The sequence below is a fragment of the Bifidobacterium sp. UTBIF-68 genome, assembly GCF_006408855.1.
Classification (GTDB): Bacteria; Actinomycetota; Actinomycetes; order Actinomycetales; family Bifidobacteriaceae; genus Bifidobacterium; species Bifidobacterium reuteri.
On record NZ_JFAN01000015.1, the window covers coordinates 100,031 to 118,356 of the forward strand.

Genomic DNA, 18,326 nt, shown 5'->3' on the forward strand with positions numbered 1-18,326 from the left:
ATGTCGGAATCCACATATTATTGGCAGGTCGAAGCCTCCGTCCACGGCGGTCGCGGATATGCTCCTGCCACCCTTGAGGAATACACGGCAATCGCCAAAGCGCTTGACGATGAAGCATCAGGATACGACGCCTTGTCCGTCTCCTGGGGTGATGCCGCATTGCAGCTTCAATCGCATCGAACCAGTGCGCCCATGTGTGCCACGCTAACCGCGGGCGACCCATCGGCGGTAACCCCCGATCACACCACCTTGTCATACACCACGCTGGGAGCCCGATGCACGGAACATGCGGCAGCCTGTCGAAGACTCAGCATCGAACTGTCCGACACCGCAAGCCTGCTGATTCGCGCCCATTCGCTGTATTCCGAAGCGGAGCTCGCAGTCCGTCGTACCTTCACTGAATTGATACAGGCTGGCACCCAGTGGAAACCCGGCTATGCCTTGGTCGGTACTGCGGCGGTGGCCCTGGGCGGGCTGATTTCCGGCTGGGTGATCGAAGGCAAACCGAATGCGTCATGGATGTCCACCTCCACCTATGCCCTGCAAGAGGGTGTGATGAGCGGCATCGGATCCATGGTCGGAGGTATCGCCATCGGCGAAGGCATGAAGCATACCGACGAGGTGAATGCCGGCGCCGGGAAGATCGCCAATGTCTCCGGTCCGGTGAAGGACATCCTGCAAGGCAATCATCTTGACGTCAAGGAGGTGTATGCCCGCACCGAAGTGGTGCGATTGAGCGGCAGCGTGGGCGATGCGATGGAGAATCTGCGTCGTCTCGCCGAAGAACGGCTGGGCAAAATCGACCTCAACAGCGGTCTCGAATATGGCACCGTGGCCATTCAACGCTATGAGCGGACTGACGGCACCAATGCCTGGCTCGTCACCATTCCCGGCACCGACGGCAAGTCGGATTCCCCATTCGGATGGGAGCAAAACGTGGAGCTGATGAGTGACGACAGAGAACGCCGTATGCGGGCGGACAGTGTCCGGATGGTCACCGAGGCGATGCAGCAGGCAGGCATCGGCAAGGACGAGCCGGTGGCGCTTATCGGCCACTCGCAAGGCGGCATCGTGGCGGCGACCATCGCCTCCGACTGGGCGGACGACTACAGCATCGAACACGTGGTGACGGCCGGTTCTCCAGTCGCCAATCACCCGATTCCCGAGAAGACCTGGGTGACCAGCGTAGAGATCGACGATGAACTGGTGGCAGCCTTGGACGGCGCCTCGAATCCGGACTCCGATCATTGGCTGACCGTACGGGGACATGTCTCGCCCGCTCCTGCGGCGACACCCGGCACCATCAACGACGACGGTTCGTGCACACCGGCTACCGCACCGATTTACGGACGGAACGCCTATGCCGCCGCTCCAGTGGCGGGAGGCGGCACCGACGGGCGGGAGATCAGTCATTGGATCAAATACCATCAGGCGGCCTACGGCAACGCCACCGACCTGGGTTCCCCCGCCCTGCAGCGGCATGAGGAGCATTTCCAGCAGACCATCACCGGCGAGCTCAAGGAGACCCGTTACTTCCAAGGCCGCATGACGCAGCACACGTCCGGTTCACGGCTGGAAGTACCCTAGAACGCATGAAGCTTACTGATATTTCCCCCGCAATTGCATTGACCCCGCTTGACGGCCGCTATCATGCGGCTACCGCCCCGCTCGTGGAATACCTGAGCGAACCGGCGCTGAACCGCGAGCGCATGCGCGTCGAGGTCGAATGGATGATTCTGCTGGCCAACGGTTTCGAAGACAACGGCAACCAGCCGATTGTGGTTGGCGTCAAGCCGTTCACCGAAGCCGAGAAGGCGTTCCTGCGCGCTATCCCCGAGGATTTCGGTGCCGAGGGCATCAAGCAGCATGCCGCGCACGAGGCCGTGACCCATCATGATGTGAAGGCCGTGGAATACTACATCGACGATCAGATCGATAAGGCCCCGGCCGAGTTGACCAACATCAACGATCGTCTCAAGACCCTCGTGCATTTTGCCTGCACCTCGGAGGACATCAACAACCTGTCCATCGCCCGCTGCGTGAAGAACGCGATGAACAACGTCTGGGAACCGGCGTTCGAGGAGATCATCGATCACCTCGCCGGCAAGGCGGAAGAATACAAGAACAAGGCGCTGCTGTCCCTGACCCATGGTCAACCGGCCACGCCGACCACACTCGGCAAGGAGCTCGCCGTCTACGTCTACCGACTGAACCGTCAGCTCAAGCACATCAAGGGCCAGGAGTATCTGGGCAAGATCAACGGCGCGACCGGCACGTTCGGCGCACATCTTGCAGCCTGCCCGGACGTGGATTGGATTGCGGTCTCCCGTGAATTCGTGACCAACCGCATGGGTCTGACCTGGAACCCGCTGACCACGCAGATCGAATCCCATGACTGGCAGGCCGAGCTCTATTCCACCGTCTCCCACGCGAACCGCATCATGCACAACCTGTGCGTGGACGTGTGGATGTACATCTCCCGTGGCGTGTTCGCTCAGGTGCCGGTCAAGGGCGCCACCGGCTCCTCCACGATGCCGCACAAGGTCAACCCGATTCGCTTCGAGAACGCCGAGGCGAACTTCGAGCTGTCCTGCTCGCTACTCGACACCCTCTCCGCCACGCTGGTGGAGTCGCGGTGGCAGCGAGATCTGACCGATTCGACGACCCAGCGCAACATCGGTTCGGCGCTCGGCTATTCGCTGCTCGCCCTGCACAACCTGATGGGCGGTCTGAAGTCCATCCACCCGCATGATGCAGTGATCGAGCGCGAGCTGGACGAGAACTGGGAGGTGCTCGGCGAGCCCATCCAGACCGCCATGCGCGCCTGCGAGCTGCGCGGTCTGCCCGGCATGGACAAGCCGTACGAGAAGGTCAAGGAGCTGATGCGAGGCCACACCATCGACAAGGAGCAGGTCGAGCAGTTCATCGATCAGCAGTCCTTCGATCCCGAGACCGCCGCCCGTCTGAAGGCCCTGACCCCGGCCACCTATACCGGCGTGGCTTCGGAACTCGTGGCATTCGACCGCTGAGGCAGGACGTACGCATCACCATGATGGAGCAAGGCGCGTGCGCGATGGCGTGCGCGCCTTGTCGTATGACCTGTTGTATGACGAAGCTGACGACAAGGAACGGCAAGAGGAGTTCAGGTGGCAAGTCCGATCATTGACGACGTGGCGCCGAAACGCACACACGATTTCGGCGATCTGGCCAGAAGCGCATTATCATTGCTGGCCGCGGCAATCGTCATGGTGTTCGCAGTGTTCATGGGCGGTATGACCCGTGGAGTGGAGTCCGATGCGCATACCGCCGCACAGGCCATCAATTGGCTGGCCAACTACCCTTCCACAGTGCTGACGCAGTTGATGACCATCATCATTGTGGTCACCGTGCTGGGGCAGCTACTGCTCTCCCGCGAATGGCCACAAGCCGCGATCTCAGCCATTGCCATGTTCGCCGGATACGGCACGGCATGGGGTGTTTCCACGCTGGTCAGCGGCATCAATGACCACACTCTGGCGATGGCATTGCTTTCGGCCGCCACCTCCTTCGGCTCCGGCCTGCTGCCGGATATCTATGCCGGCATGGCGGCGTTTCTGACGGCCGCAGGCCCTCGTCGAACCCGCTCCACGGTGAAATGGGGATGGAATATCCTCTACATCACCGCGGCGGTGATGGTCGTGCTCTCCTGGCATTCGGTCACCGGCACGCTGGTGTCCATGACGGCCGGGCGCACGGTGGGCATGCTCATCCGTTTCATCGTGGGCACGCAGAACAAAGGCGTCTGGGGCGAGGCGCTCGTCACGGCGCTCAACGGCATCGGATTGGAGACCGCCTCCCTGATCAGGCATCAGGACCCCGTGGACGGAAGGAAGGGATCCCTGGACGCCACCCTAGAGGATGACCTGACCACCGGCTCGCGCCTGTATGACTTGCATACCACCGATGGGCGCGCCTTCATCGTATCCGTGCTGGATGCGCAGACCCATACAGCGGGATATTTCAAACAACTGTGGGATTGGGTGCGATTCACCAGCGTGTCCATACGCCGTGACCGTTCCGTGCGCGATGCCGTGCAGCATCATCTGTCCATGCTGCTCGGACTGCACAATATCAAGCTTCCCGCACCGGCCCCCTATGGCATCGCCGACACGGACGAATCAGCCATTCTGGTACTGGATGCGAACACGATCGCCATGCCCGCCAATCTCAAGACGTTGACCAAGGCCGATGCAGTGGCGTATATGCGCTACCTGTCCGTGGCCAATCGCCGAGGCTATACGCACCGGCGCATCATCCCTTCCACGCTGGCAAGGCTCGAAGACGGCACGGCGGTGATCGCCGGATGGGGTGACGGGGACAACGCCTCCAGCGCCGCCAACACCGCTCTCGATAAGGTGCAGTTGCTGACGCTCCTTGCCTTGTTGATCGGCGTGGAGCCAGCGGTAGATGCGGCACGCGAGGCATGGGGCGATCTGACGCTCGCCTCCATTGCGCCATTCATCCAGAAAATGGCCATTCCTTCCACCACCAGGTCCTTGGACAGCTGGAACAAGCAACTGCTCAAATCGTTACGAGGCAAGCTCGCCGATCTGAACGACGACGACAACGGAGAAGCCGGCGAACCGGTGACGCTCGCCCGTTTCTCCTGGCGCTCGATGATCACGATGCTGCTGGTCATTGTCGCCGTGGCGGTGGTGTTCACCCAGCTCAAGCCTGAAGAGATCATCGACGCCCTGACCAACGCGAATCCGCTGATGGCCGTAATCACACTTATCTTCGGCGTGTGTGGCTGGATCGGCTCTTCGATATCATTGGGTTCGCTGATGGACCGCAGCAAACGCAACAACACGGGTGTGTTCATGAGCCAGGTGGCCGGCGGCTTCGCCACGGTATCCATGCCCGCCGGTGTGGGACCGTCTTTCGTCAACCTTCAGTTCCTACGCAAATCCGGATACCGCAGCACCGCCGCCACGGCGATCATGAGCGCCGCGCTGGTGGTGTATTACGGGGTGTATTTCCTCATGCTCGTGATCATCGGCATGTTCACCGGACGCAATATGCTCTCGGGCGCCATCCCCACCAACACTCTGGTGATCGTACTGGGCATCGTGGTGGTGGTGCTGTCTGTGGCGATGATGATTCCACCCGTACGCCATCTGGTGACCAAACAGTTGGTACCACTTGCGAAAACCTATCTCAACCAGCTGCTTGATATCCTGTCACAGCCCCGCCAACTCGCCATCAGCTGCACTGGCGCGCTGTTCCAGAACATCACCACCGGATTGGCGTTCTGGTCCGCGCTTCACGCATTCGGCTATTCGTCGAATCCGGTGGAAACCACATTCGTGTTCATGCTCGCCTATGCGTTGGGTTCGGCGGTGCCTACTCCCGGTGGCCTTGGCGGTGTGGAGGCCGCGCTGACCTTCGCTTTCGTGGCTGTAGGCGTGCCACAGGCAGTGGCGCTCTCCGCGACGCTGCTTCATCGCGTGGTCTTCTACTGGATTCGCATTCCGCTGGGTGCGGCTGCCATGAAATGGCTCGATCACCGCAATCTGGTGTGACGACAAGCGGCGGCGACACACCTTGCGCCGAGGGTTCTCCGACAGTCATGCCGGTCCGCATCATCACTGCGGTTTGGTATGGCTGTCCCCTATCGTGGTCAAACTGCCATCTTTTGGTCGATTCACGCGAAAAACCCGAAAAAAGATGTGAAAACCCTTATAAATAGCGGGTTTCGGCAGGTGCATGCGCTATTATCATGGATGAACCACGGGCAGACAACCGCGCCTGCCCACTGACCCAAGAAGGATGCTTTATGGCATACAACAAGTCTGATCTCGTCTCGAAGATTGCTCAGAAGTCCAACCTGACCAAGGCCCAGGCCGAGGCTGCTGTCAATGCTTTCCAGGACGTGTTCGTCGACGCTATGAAGTCCGGCGAAGGCCTGAAGCTCACTGGCCTCTTCTCCGCTGTGCGTGTCAAGCGCGCCGCTCGTACCGGCCGCAACCCGCGCACCGGCGAAACCATCAACATTCCGGCTTCCTACGGCGTGCGCATCTCCGCCGGCTCCCTGCTGAAGAAGGCCGTCACCGAGTGAATTGACGCTCAACATTGAGCGACTGACTGCCGAATCGAGCAACGCCAAGGGGCCCCGACCATGACGGTCGGGGCCCCTTGGCGTATTACTATCTACCGGACTAGTATGCCTCGCCGTAAGTTCGTTGATTAATTCATTACCCCTCAGTCCCGCTTCGCGGGTCAGCTCCCCTGACAAGGGGAGCATCCAATGTATTCAACGAATTAACGACGCAGGATACTAGCGGTCCAGCGCCTCCATAAGACGCGTGAAGTCCGAGGTTCCAGCGGCATCAAACGGATCGAGGAGCACGGCTTCCCGGCGCTCGGGGGCGGTCAGGGCCAAATGCGTCCAGTCGGCGGAGAATTGGGCACCAGAGGCGAGGGCGGCGGTCACGAACCGGCCGCGCAGGGCGGCTCGGGTGTCGGACGGCGGATTGTGCACAGCCTGTTCCACATCATCGTCGGCTATGAGTCCGCGTATCTGACCCCGCGAAGATAGCGAACCATACAGCCGTCCATTGGCGATGTCGTGGTAATCGAGTTCCAACTGCTCCAACTGCGCGAATGTCGCGTCCGGGCGACGACGGCGAACGGTATCGAGCACACGCTTTTTGGCGGCCCAATCCACACGGTCGGCGAGCGCGGTGTAATCCCCTGATTCCAGAGCACGAAGCGCCCGGTCCCACTCCTGCAGCACCACAGTCACCGGCACATCGGGAGAATCACCGGACATCGAATCCGAGATCACGGAGCCGGAGTAAGACCTGTTCGCCAATGAGGCACCCATCGTCTCACGATGGTCGGAGACGAATGATGCCACCGCCCGGTAGTACCGGCGTTGCAATCCGAGTGCAGTGATCGTTGCGCCCGAAACGAGCGACAATTCAGCATCCGGATGTTCAAGGAAGCGGCTGACCATGCGATTGGCCGCGGCGGGATCGGCGAAATCGTACTCCTCGAAACCGCAGGGCACGCCGCGCCGGGCTGCGTCCTCAATAACGCACAGCACGAGGTGCGTCACGGCGAGTTTCATCCATGTGGCCCATTGCGAACGGTTCGAGTCGCCGATGATCACATGCAGACGACGGAACGAGTCGGGGTCGGCGTGCGGTTCGTCGCGCGTATTGACCATCGGGCGCGAGCGCGTGGTGGCCGAGGATACGGCCTCGTCGAGGAAATCGGCGCGCTGGGTGATCTGGAAGCCGTCCGGGGTCATGCGCCCGGCACCGGTGTAGAGCTGCCGGGTGATGAGGAACGGCAGCAGCTGATGCTCGATAGTCTCCAATGGGACAAACCGGCGGACCAGGTAATTCTCATGGCATCCGAAGGCGTGCCCTGCGGAATCCACGTTGTTCTTGAACACGTGAATGGTGGCGTGTTCGCCGTACGATTCGCGCAGTTTCGTCTGCGCCTTCAAGGCGAGGTTCCGCATCACCCGTTCGCCGGCAAGATCCTGAGCCAATGCCTCGCGCGGGTCACGGGCCTCGGCGGTGGCGTATTCGGGATGCGAGCCGACGTCGAGATACAGACGGGAGCCGTTGGACAGGTAGGTGTTGGTGGAACGAGAGCGCGAGACGATGGGCTGGAACATGGTCATCGCCACCTGCCCGGCATCCACCGGCCGGTCGGCGCCGGTGACCGCCACGCCGTATTCGGTCTCGATACCGAAAATACGGCAGAACCCGTCCATCTCGGCGGATGGCACGGGTTCTGTGGCGTGCAGGGAGCGGGTGCCGCTGTCACGCAGTTGGGGCATCACTCGCCGCCTTTTTGCACGAAGCTGTTCACGTATTCTTCGGCGTTCGTTTCCAGCGTGGACTCGATATCGTCGAGGATGCTGTCGAGCACGTCGCCCTGGTCTTGTGCCTGTCCCTGTTCCTGATCAGCGGATTGGGTGACGATCTGGTCGTCTTCCTCGTGCTGGTCGGCGGATTGGGACTGTGGCTGTTGGAATTGCTGCGGCATATGTGACGCTTTCTTGTAATGATTGATGTGGACGCCTCCTCATTGTGGAGGAAGCGGAATGGAACTATTTCAGATACGGTTTAAGATCGCGGACGATAAGGCCGTTGGTGGCCACTACGTCGTTGTCATGACGCCAATGGATGCGGTCGCCATCCCAACGGCTGAGCGTGCCCTGAGCCTCCCAGACCACCACCGTTCCCGCGGCGATGGCGGCAATGTCCCAGACATGAAGCATCGGCTCGAAATAAGCGTCGTATGTACCGTCCGCGACCTTGCACAGGTCCAAAGAGGCCGGTCCGACACGCTTGATGTCCGCAGGGTGGCCTGCCAGCGCGGATGCCACATCCAGGGCTCTCTTGGACTCCTCGGGAATGATCGACATGCCGTAGCTCAGCACGGAACCATCCAGCGAGGAGGTCATCGAGGGAACCACCTTGTCGCGTTTCTCACCGACTGCGGTCTTATGGATGCGCACGGCACCGGCACCACGTGCAGCCAGATAGGTCAATCCCAAAGCCGGCGCATGCACCACACCGAGAATGGGCTTGGGCTCGCGATTCTCGTCGAATTCGAATAATGCTGCGGTGAGCGTCCATTCGCTCATACGGCGCACATAGTTGATCACACCATCGATCTTGCCGATATACCAGTATTTCTGACCGGGGCGGCTTTCAGATGGACGGGTGGTCCAGAAACCGTCGAAATGGGCTATATCAGCCAAACGTGTGCTCATGAAGCGCAGAATCTTGCTGTCGGTCTCCAATTTGAACAGGGGGCCTCGCCGCTCCTGCTCATCCGTGGAGGGTTGTGCGAGATTTCTGGGATTGATCTGGTCATGGAGGGCATGCTTGCCGGCTTCTTCAAGCAGTCCGGCTACTTTCAGCGCGAGATTGCGCAGATCCTGAGGGGTCTGTGTTTGTGTGTCATCCATAGCAGACAAGTCTATCCTTCTTTGCCGATGGCCAAAGCCTTGAGCAGGTCAATGGCGTGTTTCGATTCCCGCAGCCTCTGTTCGCAACGGCTCTTGGTGAAGGCGAGCGGATCTGAAATATCCAAGGAGAACAGGCGGGCCGGATCGGTGGTGGTCCGGCTGGCGTTGCCGTAGAATTCAGCCGAATCATCGCCGTCCATGAATCGCGGATCACGCACGGTCAGCCGTGACCAGCTCACTGCGGCCACCTCCTCGCCGAATGTCCTGACCAACTCGCCGCGCAACCAGGCACGGGTATCGGTAGGAGGCTCGTCGGCGGCCCGCGCAATGTCCTCGTTGCGTTCCACACGTTCGGTCCGGGGGTCGAGTTTGGCGAATACGCTGGTCCGGGGATCAAGCGCAGCCCAAGCCAAGTCGATGACCTTGATGCGGGAGTCCTGCCAAGCCAATCGCGTATCCTGCGTGGCCCCGGCGTTGCTTCCACCGGCGATTTTCCTGCGCACCTTCTCCAGCAATTGCCACTTGAGCAGCCATTCGACCCGGCCTGCCTCGGCGGCAAGCCCAAGCCGTGCATCATCATCGGCGTGACGGATCGCAGCCACGTCGGCAAGCGCCTGCCCCCACATGGCCATCACCGACACGGTCGGCTTATCAGGCCAAGCCGGTTCGCCTTTGGTGTCGGTGCCGTCCAGCAGCGCAGCCACCTGGTACACGGCTTGGCGGAGTTTCAGCTGAATCAGCCACGCGGTGGCCTGTCCTCCATTGGCCAGCGGCAATTCGGCAGCCAGGGAAAGGTCATGCGACACCACATGCATGGCTTCGACGGGATCGGCGAGATCCAACCCATTCAGGAATTCATTCATGTCGAATCCCGCCTCGTCGGCATGCTCGAGCAGCCACAACAGCATGCTGGTGGTGCCGAGCTTCAACACTTGCGGGACCTGCATGCGGTTGGCGTCGCCCACGATCACGTGCAGCCGGCGACACGATTCGGTGGAGTGGGATTCGTCCCGCGTATTGATGATCGGGCGTTCGAAGGTGGTCTGCAGACCGATTCTCGCATGAATATAGTCGGCACGCTGGCTGAGCTGGAATCCGGCCTGTTCACTGTGTTCGCCGATGCCGACCCGTCCGGAGCCGGCATAGATCTGGCGTGTCACGAAGTGCAAGGTCATCAGCCGAGCCACCTGATTGAACGGCACGCTGCGTTGCATCATGTAGTTCTCGTGCGTGCCCCAGCAGGAGCCTTTGCCGTCCACGTTGTTGCGATGCAGCACAATCGGCGTGCCGGTCTGCCTGGCGGCATGCTCGGCTGCGGCCTGCATGATGAGGTCGCCGGCATGGTCATATCGCACGGCCTCGAACGGGTCGAGGGTTTCGGGAGCGGAATATTCAGGATGGGCATGATCCACATACACGCGACCGCCGTTGGGGGCAATCACGTTGGTGATGTTGAGCTGGGGCGCGTCGGTGAGCATCTCCGGCCGTGCCGCGGCGCGTTCAAGCCGGGTGCCGCGCGCGTCATTGACCGGGTCCTCCTGACGATAATCCCAGCGGATGGTGTCGCTGTGGCCGTCCGCCGCCGCGCCCACCACATCGAAGGAAAGTTGTACGGGATTGTATCGGCCGGAACCTTGCAGAGAGACCGCATATTCTGTTTCGGTTCCCATCACTCGTTTGACGGTCATATCCGTTCCTGCTTTCCATTGTTTTCCATACACGTTGTTCGCTGTCGGTGCCGTCGCGGTCGATTCACGCAATCAGGAGACTGCCCGAACCCTGCGAATCGGATCCATGCCATTGACGCGCGCCCACTGTTCGGGATCGACATCCGCCATCGAATCCCGGGTCTCTTCATATTCCTCTTCCACCGCCGCGGCCAGCAACGATACGGTCAACGCCACGTCCTCACCGGTTTCGATGGATTGTTTGACGGCCTTGGTCTTGGCGCGATCCACGATGTTCTTGAGCATGGCACCCGACACGACGTCGGCGAGGAACAGGGCCGACCATTGGCCGTTTTCGCCCTGCACATCGCATATATGCCGACGCTCATTGGTGGCGAAGATGTCCTGCACCAGCACTGTGGACAGCGTATGGGCATCCACGTCAGGGTCGAGGGGCAGGTCATCGGTCAGATAATGATCCACTATGGCGACGGCCTGCTCAGGCCCGGGCCGGCCGACACGGATCTTCACATCCAGACGCCCGGGCCGGAGCACGGCGGGATCGATCATGTCCACACGGTTGGAAGCACCAATCACCATGACATTGTCCAGTGATTCCACACCATCAAGTTCGGCGAGGAACTGCGGCACGATGGTGGTCTCCACATCGGAGGAGACGCCGGAGCCACGGGTGCGCAGCAGCGAATCCATCTCATCGATGAACACCACCACCGGTCGGCCTTCCGCCGCGCGCTCGCGTGCGCGTTGGAAGATCAAGCGGATGAGTCGCTCGGATTCGCCTACATACTTGTTGAGCAGCTCCGGGCCTTTGACGGAAAGGAACACGCCAGTGACCTTGCGTTCGGCATCAGTCATCGCGCCATCGCCATCCATGTCGTAGCCGCCCTCGCACAGCGCGTTGGCTACGGCCTTGGCGATCATCGTCTTGCCGTTGCCGGGAGGACCGTAGAGCAGCACGCCCTTGGGAGGCTTCAGATCATAGCGTCGGAAGAGCGCGCGGTGCTGGAACGGCAATTGCACCGCATCCTTGATGCGGCCGATCTCCGTATCAAGGCCGCCGATATCGGCGAAGGTGACGTCAGGGGTCTCTTCAAGCACCAGGTCCTTGTCACCTTCGACGGGCAGCACATCCAACGCCATACGTACGGATGGATCCACGATCACACGATCGCCCTGGCTGACCGTGACATGAGCCATGCCACCGGAGCGGCGTATGAGCACGGGGTTGCCGGACGCGTCGCTGACCAACAGACGCCCATCGTCAAGGCACTCTTTGACCACGCGGACCTGACCCACCGTGTCGCTGTCGCGCTGCTCGACAAGCACGAGTTTCTCGTTGAGCATCACGGTGGCACCGGAGGTCAAACGTGCGGCGTTCACGTTCGACGCCACAGGCACCACCATGCGCCGCGTGCCGGAAATGACCTCCGCGGAGGCATGCTGCACACCATCCTCATCGACATGTGAGGCATCAACCTTCACCATGGTGGCGAAGGTCAACGGGGGCTGGGCGAGCTGAGCCAATTGGGACTTGGCGCGGGTCAGCTCCTTGCCCGCCCGGGACAATGCCTCGGCGAGCGCATGGTTCCTGGCCATCAGACGATCGTTCAATGCGGCAAGGTCTTCTGCTTCACTCATTCGGCTCTCTCCGGCTGTCTTGTTCATGATTGTCGAGGCGCGGCCTGTCGTCCGTGTCTGTGTCACTGCTGCTTTCTCGCACGAACCACACTACGCACTTTGCGCGCGATGAACCAGACGAGGATCACAATCACCACTGCGATGACCACATCCTCGAATACGCCCAGTGCACCTTGGATGGAGCACCACTGGTCCCCCAGCATGTAACCGGCGGACACCAGAATCGTGTTCCATATCGCGGATCCCAGCAGCGTCCAGCCGGTGAACTGCAGGAAATTCATGCGGTTGAAGCCGGCGGGGATAGAAATCAGCGAACGCACCACGGGAATCACGCGGCCGATCAGCACGGACCAGGTACCGTATTTGGTGAACCAGTCGTTGGCCTTGCTCACATCGTTGCGGCTGACGCCGGGAATCTTGTCCGCGGCATGGTTGATGCGATGCAGTCCGACCCAACGGGAGATGCCATACAGCACCCATGCGCCCAGCACCGAACCGATGGTGGCCCAGATGATCGCTCCGGGAAGGCTCAAGGTGCCGCGTGCGGCGGTGAAACCGGCGAGAGGCAGAATCACTTCCGAGGGAATGGGCGGGAATACGGATTCCAATGCTATGGCCAGCGCCACGCCAACACCTCCGACGGTCTCCATAAGGGCAACCAGCCATGAGGTGATTGCACCGATCAATCCGCCATCCGAGGCACTGCATACCGGGGTGGACTGTTGGGCTACTGCAAGGGCAAGCTCAGGGGTAAGACTCATAGCGGGTATTGTCCCAAGGTTTTTCGACAATCTAAGGCATGACTGGAGAAGATGCGCATTTTGTTGACAAGTTCACCGATGATGACGGCGACGGTACCGCGACCAGCAATCCGATGCCGACGCTCAGCAAGCCTGGATTGCTGGTCATGGACGTGGATTCCACACTGATTGATGAAGAGGTCATCGACGAGCTTGGTGAAGCGGCAGGCAAAGGCGAGGAGATCGCCGATGTGACCGAACGCGCCATGCGGGGCGAACTGGAGTTCTGCGATGCGCTGCGAGCCCGTGTCGCACTGCTCGAGGGGCTTCCTGTCTCAGTATTCGACACCGTACATGACAAATTGCATTTCACTCGAGGCGCGTTGGAGCTTATCGACACGCTTCACGAGCACGGATGGAAGGTCGGCGTGGTGTCCGGCGGCTTCCATGAAGTGGTGGATCGCTTGGCCGCCGAAGGGCATATCGACCTGTGGATCGCGAATCGCCTGGATGTGGTGGACGGCCGGCTGACCGGCAAGGTGTTGGGCGAGATCGTCTGCAAAACGGTGAAGCTGCATGCGTTGCGCGCCTGGGCCGAACGCCTTGGCGTGCCGATGAGCCAGACCGTGGCGGTAGGCGATGGTGCCAACGACATTCCGATGATTCAGGCGGCAGGTCTTGGACTGGCGTTCTGCGCGAAGCCGAAGACCCAGCTTGCCGCCGATGAATCAATCAACGACCGCGATCTTCGTCACGTACTCGAATACCTGAGGTAAATTTTTACCGCATATGAAATCCTCGCTTATAGTGGCTTCATGACTGTTGAGGGCGCGGAACAATTGACACTTGCGGGGCTTGCCCCACGCAAGCGGCGCAAACGCGCGCCCGCAGAACACACTCCTGCCGATCAGGCGCCCATCGCCCAAGTGGTGTTGGAGGTGCAGGCGTTGCACCTGGGGCAGACGTTCGATTATCTCATCGATGAGAAGGACAGCGACGCCGCACAGCCCGGCGTACTGGTTCGGGTTCGATTCGGCGGTCGAAGAGTCAATGGCATCATATGGGGAAGGACCACTGCAAGCAGTACTCCGCGATCCTCGCTTCGCTACATCGAACGGGTGCTGAACCCGGACGTATTGGTCCCGAAGTCGATGCGTGACGACATCGCACTGATTGCGGACGCCTACGGCGGCACGCGGGCGAATATCCTGCGCTTCGCCGTACCGCCCCGCGTGGCCAAGGTGGAGGCCGAACAGCGTCTGGCGGCATCGTTCCAGCGTCCAGTCGGGTCCGGTATGCCCGCTGCGCCGCGACCTTCCGAGGAGAGGCAACCGGCATCCGCGTCACCAGCGGTATCAGGGTTTGCCGGCAGAGGCACCACACCCGACGGCTCCCCTATCGACACCCATGGGTTTTCCGTCGCCCCCATGGTGCGCAAGGGCACCGAACAGGGGTATCAACGTGTCGCCGCGAATTACGGCGACGCACATGTCCTGTACGAGGGGCTCATCGGTAACCGGTTCCGATCCTTTGTCTTTGATTCCCTCCCCGGCGCGCAGGAATGGCAGAGGAACATGGCCTGGATGGTTGCCGCTGCGCTGACAGCCGGCAAATGCGCCGTTGTGGAATTGCCCACCATGAGAGAAGTGGGGGATCTCCTGCCCATGCTGCGCAACTACGGGTTGACGCCGTTCGCGCCTTCGCCGTCAGGCGGATGGGTGGGTGATGTGGCCATTCTGAACGCGGAGGCCATGCCTGCCGCTGATCGTTACCGTGCCTACCTTGCCGTCGCATTGGGGCAGGTGAAAGTGGTGATAGGCACTCGCGCCGTGGCCTATGCGCCGGTCGAGGGCCCGGCCTTGTTCGCCATCCTGGAAGATGCAGCCTATCAGAACATGGATGGCATGATGCCGTATCCTCAGGCCCGTGGCGTAATGAGACTGCGCGCCAAAGCCCATGGCGGCGTCTTCGTGGCCATGGCCAACGCGCGTAGCGCACAAAGCCATTGGGAGACCGCCGGGCCACACACCGTGGAGACGCCTGTGAGCGGCTATTCCACCGCCATTCATCCGCTGGCTTCGCCGTTGAAAGACGCCACCCCATGGGTGCGGTGGCTGAACCGCGAAGAACTCTCACGGCTCGCCGACCCGACCATCGGCGCGCGCGTGCCGCATACGGCTGTCCGGATATTGGGCAAGGCGTTGGAAAGCGGACCAGTGCTCTTATCGATTCCGCAGGACAGCATCAGCGAGACGCTGAGCTGTGCGACCTGCCACAGCCAGGCGCGGTGCGCCAGATGCGCAGGCCCATTGCAGCTGCCTGCCGACCGCACGGATTCCACACCCCGATGCCAATGGTGCGGGGCCCCTGCCATGAACTGGACATGCCCCGCGTGTCACCATGATCGTATGCGGGTGATCCGGGTCGGTGCCACCGGTACAGCCGAGGAACTCGCCGGGCTGTTCCGTGGAGTGCCGGTGGTGGTGTCCTCCAAAGCCCGCGGGCTGGTGACAGATGTGCCCTCCCAGCCGATGATCGTCATCGCGACACCGGGATTCGAACCTCGTGTTCGTCCAGTTGACGGCACACGACGTCCGGAGGGCTTTGAATATCATGCCGTGGCGATCCTCGATGCGTGGACAAGCCTGTATGCGCTAGGCGTGGACGCCCGTCTCGATACGCTGACGGCATGGATGCGCGCTGTGTCGCTATGCGCACCACGATCCCGCGGCGGCAGCGCACTGATTCTCGGTGAAACCGATCCTGCCATCGCGCAATCGCTGATGATATGGGATTCCCGTATTCTCGCCGCCAAAGATATGGAGGAGCGCGCGGAAACCGGCATGCCTCCTACCGTGGCGGCGGCATGCGTCTGGGGCAGACGGGACGCGGTGATGACGCTGATGCAACGTGTCGGAGCTTTGGGCGGCGATTGGGCGTTGTGCGGCGAGCTTCCCGGCATGCTGGGACCTGTGCCCATCGCCCAGCCGGATACGGTGGACGCCCGTGAACTGGAGGCCACTGCGGATAGGGTCAAAGCCGTGGTAAGGGTGCCGCAAAGCGAACGGGCGGCATTGGCATTGCGGCTGAGACGTGAGACCGCCCGTCATGTGGCCGCGCGGGAACCCGGAGAATTACGGTTCCGCGTCGACCCCAAGGATCTGATCTGACGCGGTTACAGCCGTTTTGCCTCGTCTTCGACACGCTTTGTCCTCGTCGTCAACACATGGAACCATAGGAGAGGGAAAACTCAGCGGTACCATACGCGGTCCATGACAGATTCCAAAAGGAGGATCATCATGAAAGGTTGGCCGGGAGAACCGGATATGGAATATGATGTGCTGGTGGCAGACGGCGATGCGGCCGCGAACGCCGGCAAACCCATCACTGACGTGATCTTCGATTTCGGCAATGTGCTCATCTATTGGGATCCCGCCGCAGTGCTCATCCCCCGCTACAGCCAACACACCATCGAGGAGTTCCTCGACAATGACATCTCCGGGTTCTACGACATCAACGACATGATGGACGCCGGCACCAGCCCCGATGAGGCCATCGCCATCATGCGCGAACGCAAGGGCGACAAGTGGGCGAACATGCTGCGGTATTACGTAGATAATTTCCGCGATTCCCTGACCGGTGTGGTACCGGGCGCCCGCGTGCTGGTCAATGATCTCAAAGCCGCCGGCATCGGCGTCTGGGGATTGAGCAACTGGGAGGCCGAGCTCTTCCATGTGGCCGAAGAGCAATGCGACATCATCCAGCAGCTGGACGGCAAGCTGGTCTCCGGCTTCGTCAAGCTGCGCAAGCCGCATAAGGAGATCTATGAGGCGGCGCTGAAGAGCTTTGGCATCACAGCCGATGGCGCGCTGTTCATCGACGATAAGGCCATGAACATCGTCGGCTCGAACGCGGCCGGCATTCGTGGCGTTCGGTTCAAGGATCCGGTCAAGCTGCGCGAACTGCTCATCGCCAACGGGGTCAACATCCCGGACGTCCAGTAGCCATCACGATACAGTCTGATTAATGCCGACTTCCGTCTCCCCTTCCCTGAGGGGAGACGTGCCAACGGGATAGCGAACGTTCATACCAGATTCCCGGACTCCCCTCCCGGGAGAGCTGTCAGCAAAGCTGACCGAGGGGAGTCCAGCAACGGCGCTATCCTGACACGATTCATCAATGCACCGTAAGGAGATTCATGCTGAAACTGGTGTTCGCAGGCACACCTGATGTCGCGGTTCCCTCACTCAAGGCGTTCGCTACAGACCCACGTTTTGAAGTGGTGGGTGTCATCACCCGCCCAGATGCCCCTACGGGCCGTGGACGCAAGCTTACGCCAAGCCCGGTCAAAGCCACGGCTTTGGAGCTCGGTCTGCCGGTAATTGACGCCAAACCCCGCTCCCCCGAATTCCTGAACGCACTCAGCGCGTTGCACGCCGATATCGCAGCGGTGATCGCCTACGGCAATATCCTGCCGAAAAACGTGCTCGACGCAGTACCGATGGGTTGGTACAACCTGCATTTCTCCAATCTGCCGAAGTGGCGTGGCGCCGCCCCTGCACAACGCGCCATCTGGGCCGGAGACACCACCACCGGTGCGGATGTGTTCAAAGTGGGCGAAGGACTCGACGACGGCCCGATCGTGGCATCGATGACCATTGAGCTCGGCGGACGCGAAACCTCCGGAGAGCTTCTGACCCTCTTGGCCCAAGAAGGTGCACCCATGTACGTGGATGCGCTGGCGGCGGTCGGGGAAGGAACCGCAACGTTCACACCGCAACCGGCCGAAGGGCTGGAGTATGCGCACAAAATCACCGTGGAGGACGCCCGTATCGACTGGACCGATGCCGCCGATGCCATCGACCGTCAGATTCGCGCGTGCACCCCACAGCCCGGAGCCTGGACTGAACTGCATGCGGATGGTCTGCCTGGAGCGTCGGACGCCGAAGATGCAACCGTCAAAGATGCAACCGGGACCACTCACCCGCTCACCCTGCACGTGCTTGCCGCCCAGCCCGCGGATGCAGGCAACCCCAACACACCCATGAACCTGAAGCCTGGCGAGCTCAAGGCCGGCAAGAAGAACGTCTGGGTCGGCACCGGCACCACCGCGCTGGAGCTCACCCAAGTCAAAGCGCAAGGCAAAAAGGCCATGCGCGCCGCCGACTGGGCGCGAGGAGCCCGTCTCTCCCCCACCGCCTGTCTGCACTGAGCCATGCTCATATGCAGGTTCGCCTGCATGCATAATCAGACGTTGGAACGTGCAAACGGGTCGAAACATAAGTT

The 18,326-nt window shown here is 61.0% G+C and carries 14 protein-coding genes; 8 read left to right on the forward strand and 6 right to left on the reverse strand.

All coding sequences use genetic code 11. The features are described 5' to 3' along the window. The 4 genes from BW14_RS05410 (at window position 1) to BW14_RS05425 (ending at window position 6,097) form a co-directional block, all read left to right on the forward strand. Window positions 1-1,587, forward strand: a complete 1,587-nt coding sequence (locus tag BW14_RS05410) for an alpha/beta fold hydrolase (RefSeq protein WP_140464571.1) — start codon at window positions 1-3, stop codon at window positions 1,585-1,587. Between the two features lie 5 nt (window positions 1,588-1,592). Next, window positions 1,593-3,029 carry an adenylosuccinate lyase gene (purB, locus tag BW14_RS05415; protein WP_044088673.1) on the forward strand — a complete coding sequence of 479 codons (1,437 nt, stop codon included), beginning with the start codon at window positions 1,593-1,595 and terminating at the stop codon, window positions 3,027-3,029. A gap of 117 nt (window positions 3,030-3,146) precedes the next feature. Next, a complete protein-coding gene (locus BW14_RS05420) occupies window positions 3,147-5,561 on the forward strand; it encodes a lysylphosphatidylglycerol synthase transmembrane domain-containing protein (protein WP_044088674.1) in 2,415 nt (804 codons plus the stop codon). 254 nt (window positions 5,562-5,815) lie between these two features. Continuing rightward, entirely contained in the window at window positions 5,816-6,097 is a 282-nt protein-coding gene (locus BW14_RS05425; RefSeq protein WP_044088675.1) for an HU family DNA-binding protein, read from the forward strand. Between the two features lie 219 nt (window positions 6,098-6,316). On the opposite strand, the gene pafA is transcribed toward BW14_RS05425, so the two are convergent. The 6 genes from pafA to BW14_RS05455 all read right to left on the reverse strand — a co-directional run bounded on the left by pafA (window position 6,317) and on the right by BW14_RS05455 (window position 13,061). Then, entirely contained in the window at window positions 6,317-7,834 is a 1,518-nt protein-coding gene (gene pafA / locus BW14_RS05430; protein WP_044088676.1) for a Pup--protein ligase, read from the reverse strand. After that, a complete protein-coding gene (locus BW14_RS05435) occupies window positions 7,834-8,043 on the reverse strand; it encodes a ubiquitin-like protein Pup (RefSeq protein WP_044088677.1) in 210 nt (69 codons plus the stop codon). The genes pafA and BW14_RS05435 overlap by 1 nt, the downstream gene beginning before the upstream one ends. Window positions 8,044-8,107: 64 nt before the next feature. Beyond that, complete coding sequence (locus BW14_RS05440) at window positions 8,108-8,974, reverse strand: inositol monophosphatase family protein (protein ID WP_181162303.1); 867 nt, start codon at window positions 8,972-8,974, stop codon at window positions 8,108-8,110. An 11-nt stretch (window positions 8,975-8,985) separates the two neighbouring features. After that, complete coding sequence (gene dop, locus BW14_RS05445; RefSeq protein WP_044088680.1) at window positions 8,986-10,662, reverse strand: depupylase/deamidase Dop; 1,677 nt, start codon at window positions 10,660-10,662, stop codon at window positions 8,986-8,988. A gap of 72 nt (window positions 10,663-10,734) precedes the next feature. Next, window positions 10,735-12,300, reverse strand: a complete 1,566-nt coding sequence (arc, locus tag BW14_RS05450) for a proteasome ATPase (protein WP_140463662.1) — start codon at window positions 12,298-12,300, stop codon at window positions 10,735-10,737. Between the two features lie 62 nt (window positions 12,301-12,362). Continuing rightward, window positions 12,363-13,061 carry a DedA family protein gene (locus BW14_RS05455; protein WP_044088682.1) on the reverse strand — a complete coding sequence of 233 codons (699 nt, stop codon included), beginning with the start codon at window positions 13,059-13,061 and terminating at the stop codon, window positions 12,363-12,365. 38 nt (window positions 13,062-13,099) lie between these two features. Between BW14_RS05455 and serB the strand changes: the two genes are divergently transcribed. From serB to fmt, 4 genes are all read left to right on the forward strand, one after another. Then, entirely contained in the window at window positions 13,100-13,816 is a 717-nt protein-coding gene (gene serB, locus BW14_RS05460; protein WP_044088683.1) for a phosphoserine phosphatase SerB, read from the forward strand. 39 nt (window positions 13,817-13,855) lie between these two features. Beyond that, complete coding sequence (locus BW14_RS05465) at window positions 13,856-16,210, forward strand: primosomal protein N' (protein ID WP_140463664.1); 2,355 nt, start codon at window positions 13,856-13,858, stop codon at window positions 16,208-16,210. A gap of 129 nt (window positions 16,211-16,339) precedes the next feature. Next, window positions 16,340-17,044 carry an HAD family phosphatase gene (locus BW14_RS05470; protein ID WP_140463666.1) on the forward strand — a complete coding sequence of 235 codons (705 nt, stop codon included), beginning with the start codon at window positions 16,340-16,342 and terminating at the stop codon, window positions 17,042-17,044. 194 nt (window positions 17,045-17,238) lie between these two features. After that, a complete protein-coding gene (fmt, locus tag BW14_RS05475) occupies window positions 17,239-18,252 on the forward strand; it encodes a methionyl-tRNA formyltransferase (RefSeq protein WP_140463668.1) in 1,014 nt (337 codons plus the stop codon). The last annotated feature ends 74 nt before the right edge of the window (window positions 18,253-18,326 follow it).

Excerpts from the sequence above, each read along its gene's own strand:
- BW14_RS05410 (WP_140464571.1), top strand. The coding sequence starts at position 1 with ATGTCGGAATCCACATATTATTGGCAGGTCGAAGCCTCCGTCCACGGC.
- purB (WP_044088673.1), top strand. The coding sequence starts at position 1,593 with ATGAAGCTTACTGATATTTCCCCCGCAATTGCATTGACCCCGCTTGAC.
- BW14_RS05425 (WP_044088675.1), top strand. The coding sequence starts at position 5,816 with ATGGCATACAACAAGTCTGATCTCGTCTCGAAGATTGCTCAGAAGTCC.
- pafA (WP_044088676.1), bottom strand. The coding sequence starts at position 7,834 with ATGCCCCAACTGCGTGACAGCGGCACCCGCTCCCTGCACGCCACAGAA.
- BW14_RS05435 (WP_044088677.1), bottom strand. The coding sequence starts at position 8,043 with ATGCCGCAGCAATTCCAACAGCCACAGTCCCAATCCGCCGACCAGCAC.
- BW14_RS05440 (WP_181162303.1), bottom strand. The coding sequence starts at position 8,974 with ATGGATGACACACAAACACAGACCCCTCAGGATCTGCGCAATCTCGCG.
- dop (WP_044088680.1), bottom strand. The coding sequence starts at position 10,662 with ATGACCGTCAAACGAGTGATGGGAACCGAAACAGAATATGCGGTCTCT.
- arc (WP_140463662.1), bottom strand. The coding sequence starts at position 12,300 with ATGAGTGAAGCAGAAGACCTTGCCGCATTGAACGATCGTCTGATGGCC.
- BW14_RS05455 (WP_044088682.1), bottom strand. The coding sequence starts at position 13,061 with ATGAGTCTTACCCCTGAGCTTGCCCTTGCAGTAGCCCAACAGTCCACC.
- serB (WP_044088683.1), top strand. The coding sequence starts at position 13,100 with ATGACTGGAGAAGATGCGCATTTTGTTGACAAGTTCACCGATGATGAC.
- BW14_RS05465 (WP_140463664.1), top strand. The coding sequence starts at position 13,856 with ATGACTGTTGAGGGCGCGGAACAATTGACACTTGCGGGGCTTGCCCCA.
- BW14_RS05470 (WP_140463666.1), top strand. The coding sequence starts at position 16,340 with ATGAAAGGTTGGCCGGGAGAACCGGATATGGAATATGATGTGCTGGTG.
- fmt (WP_140463668.1), top strand. The coding sequence starts at position 17,239 with ATGCTGAAACTGGTGTTCGCAGGCACACCTGATGTCGCGGTTCCCTCA.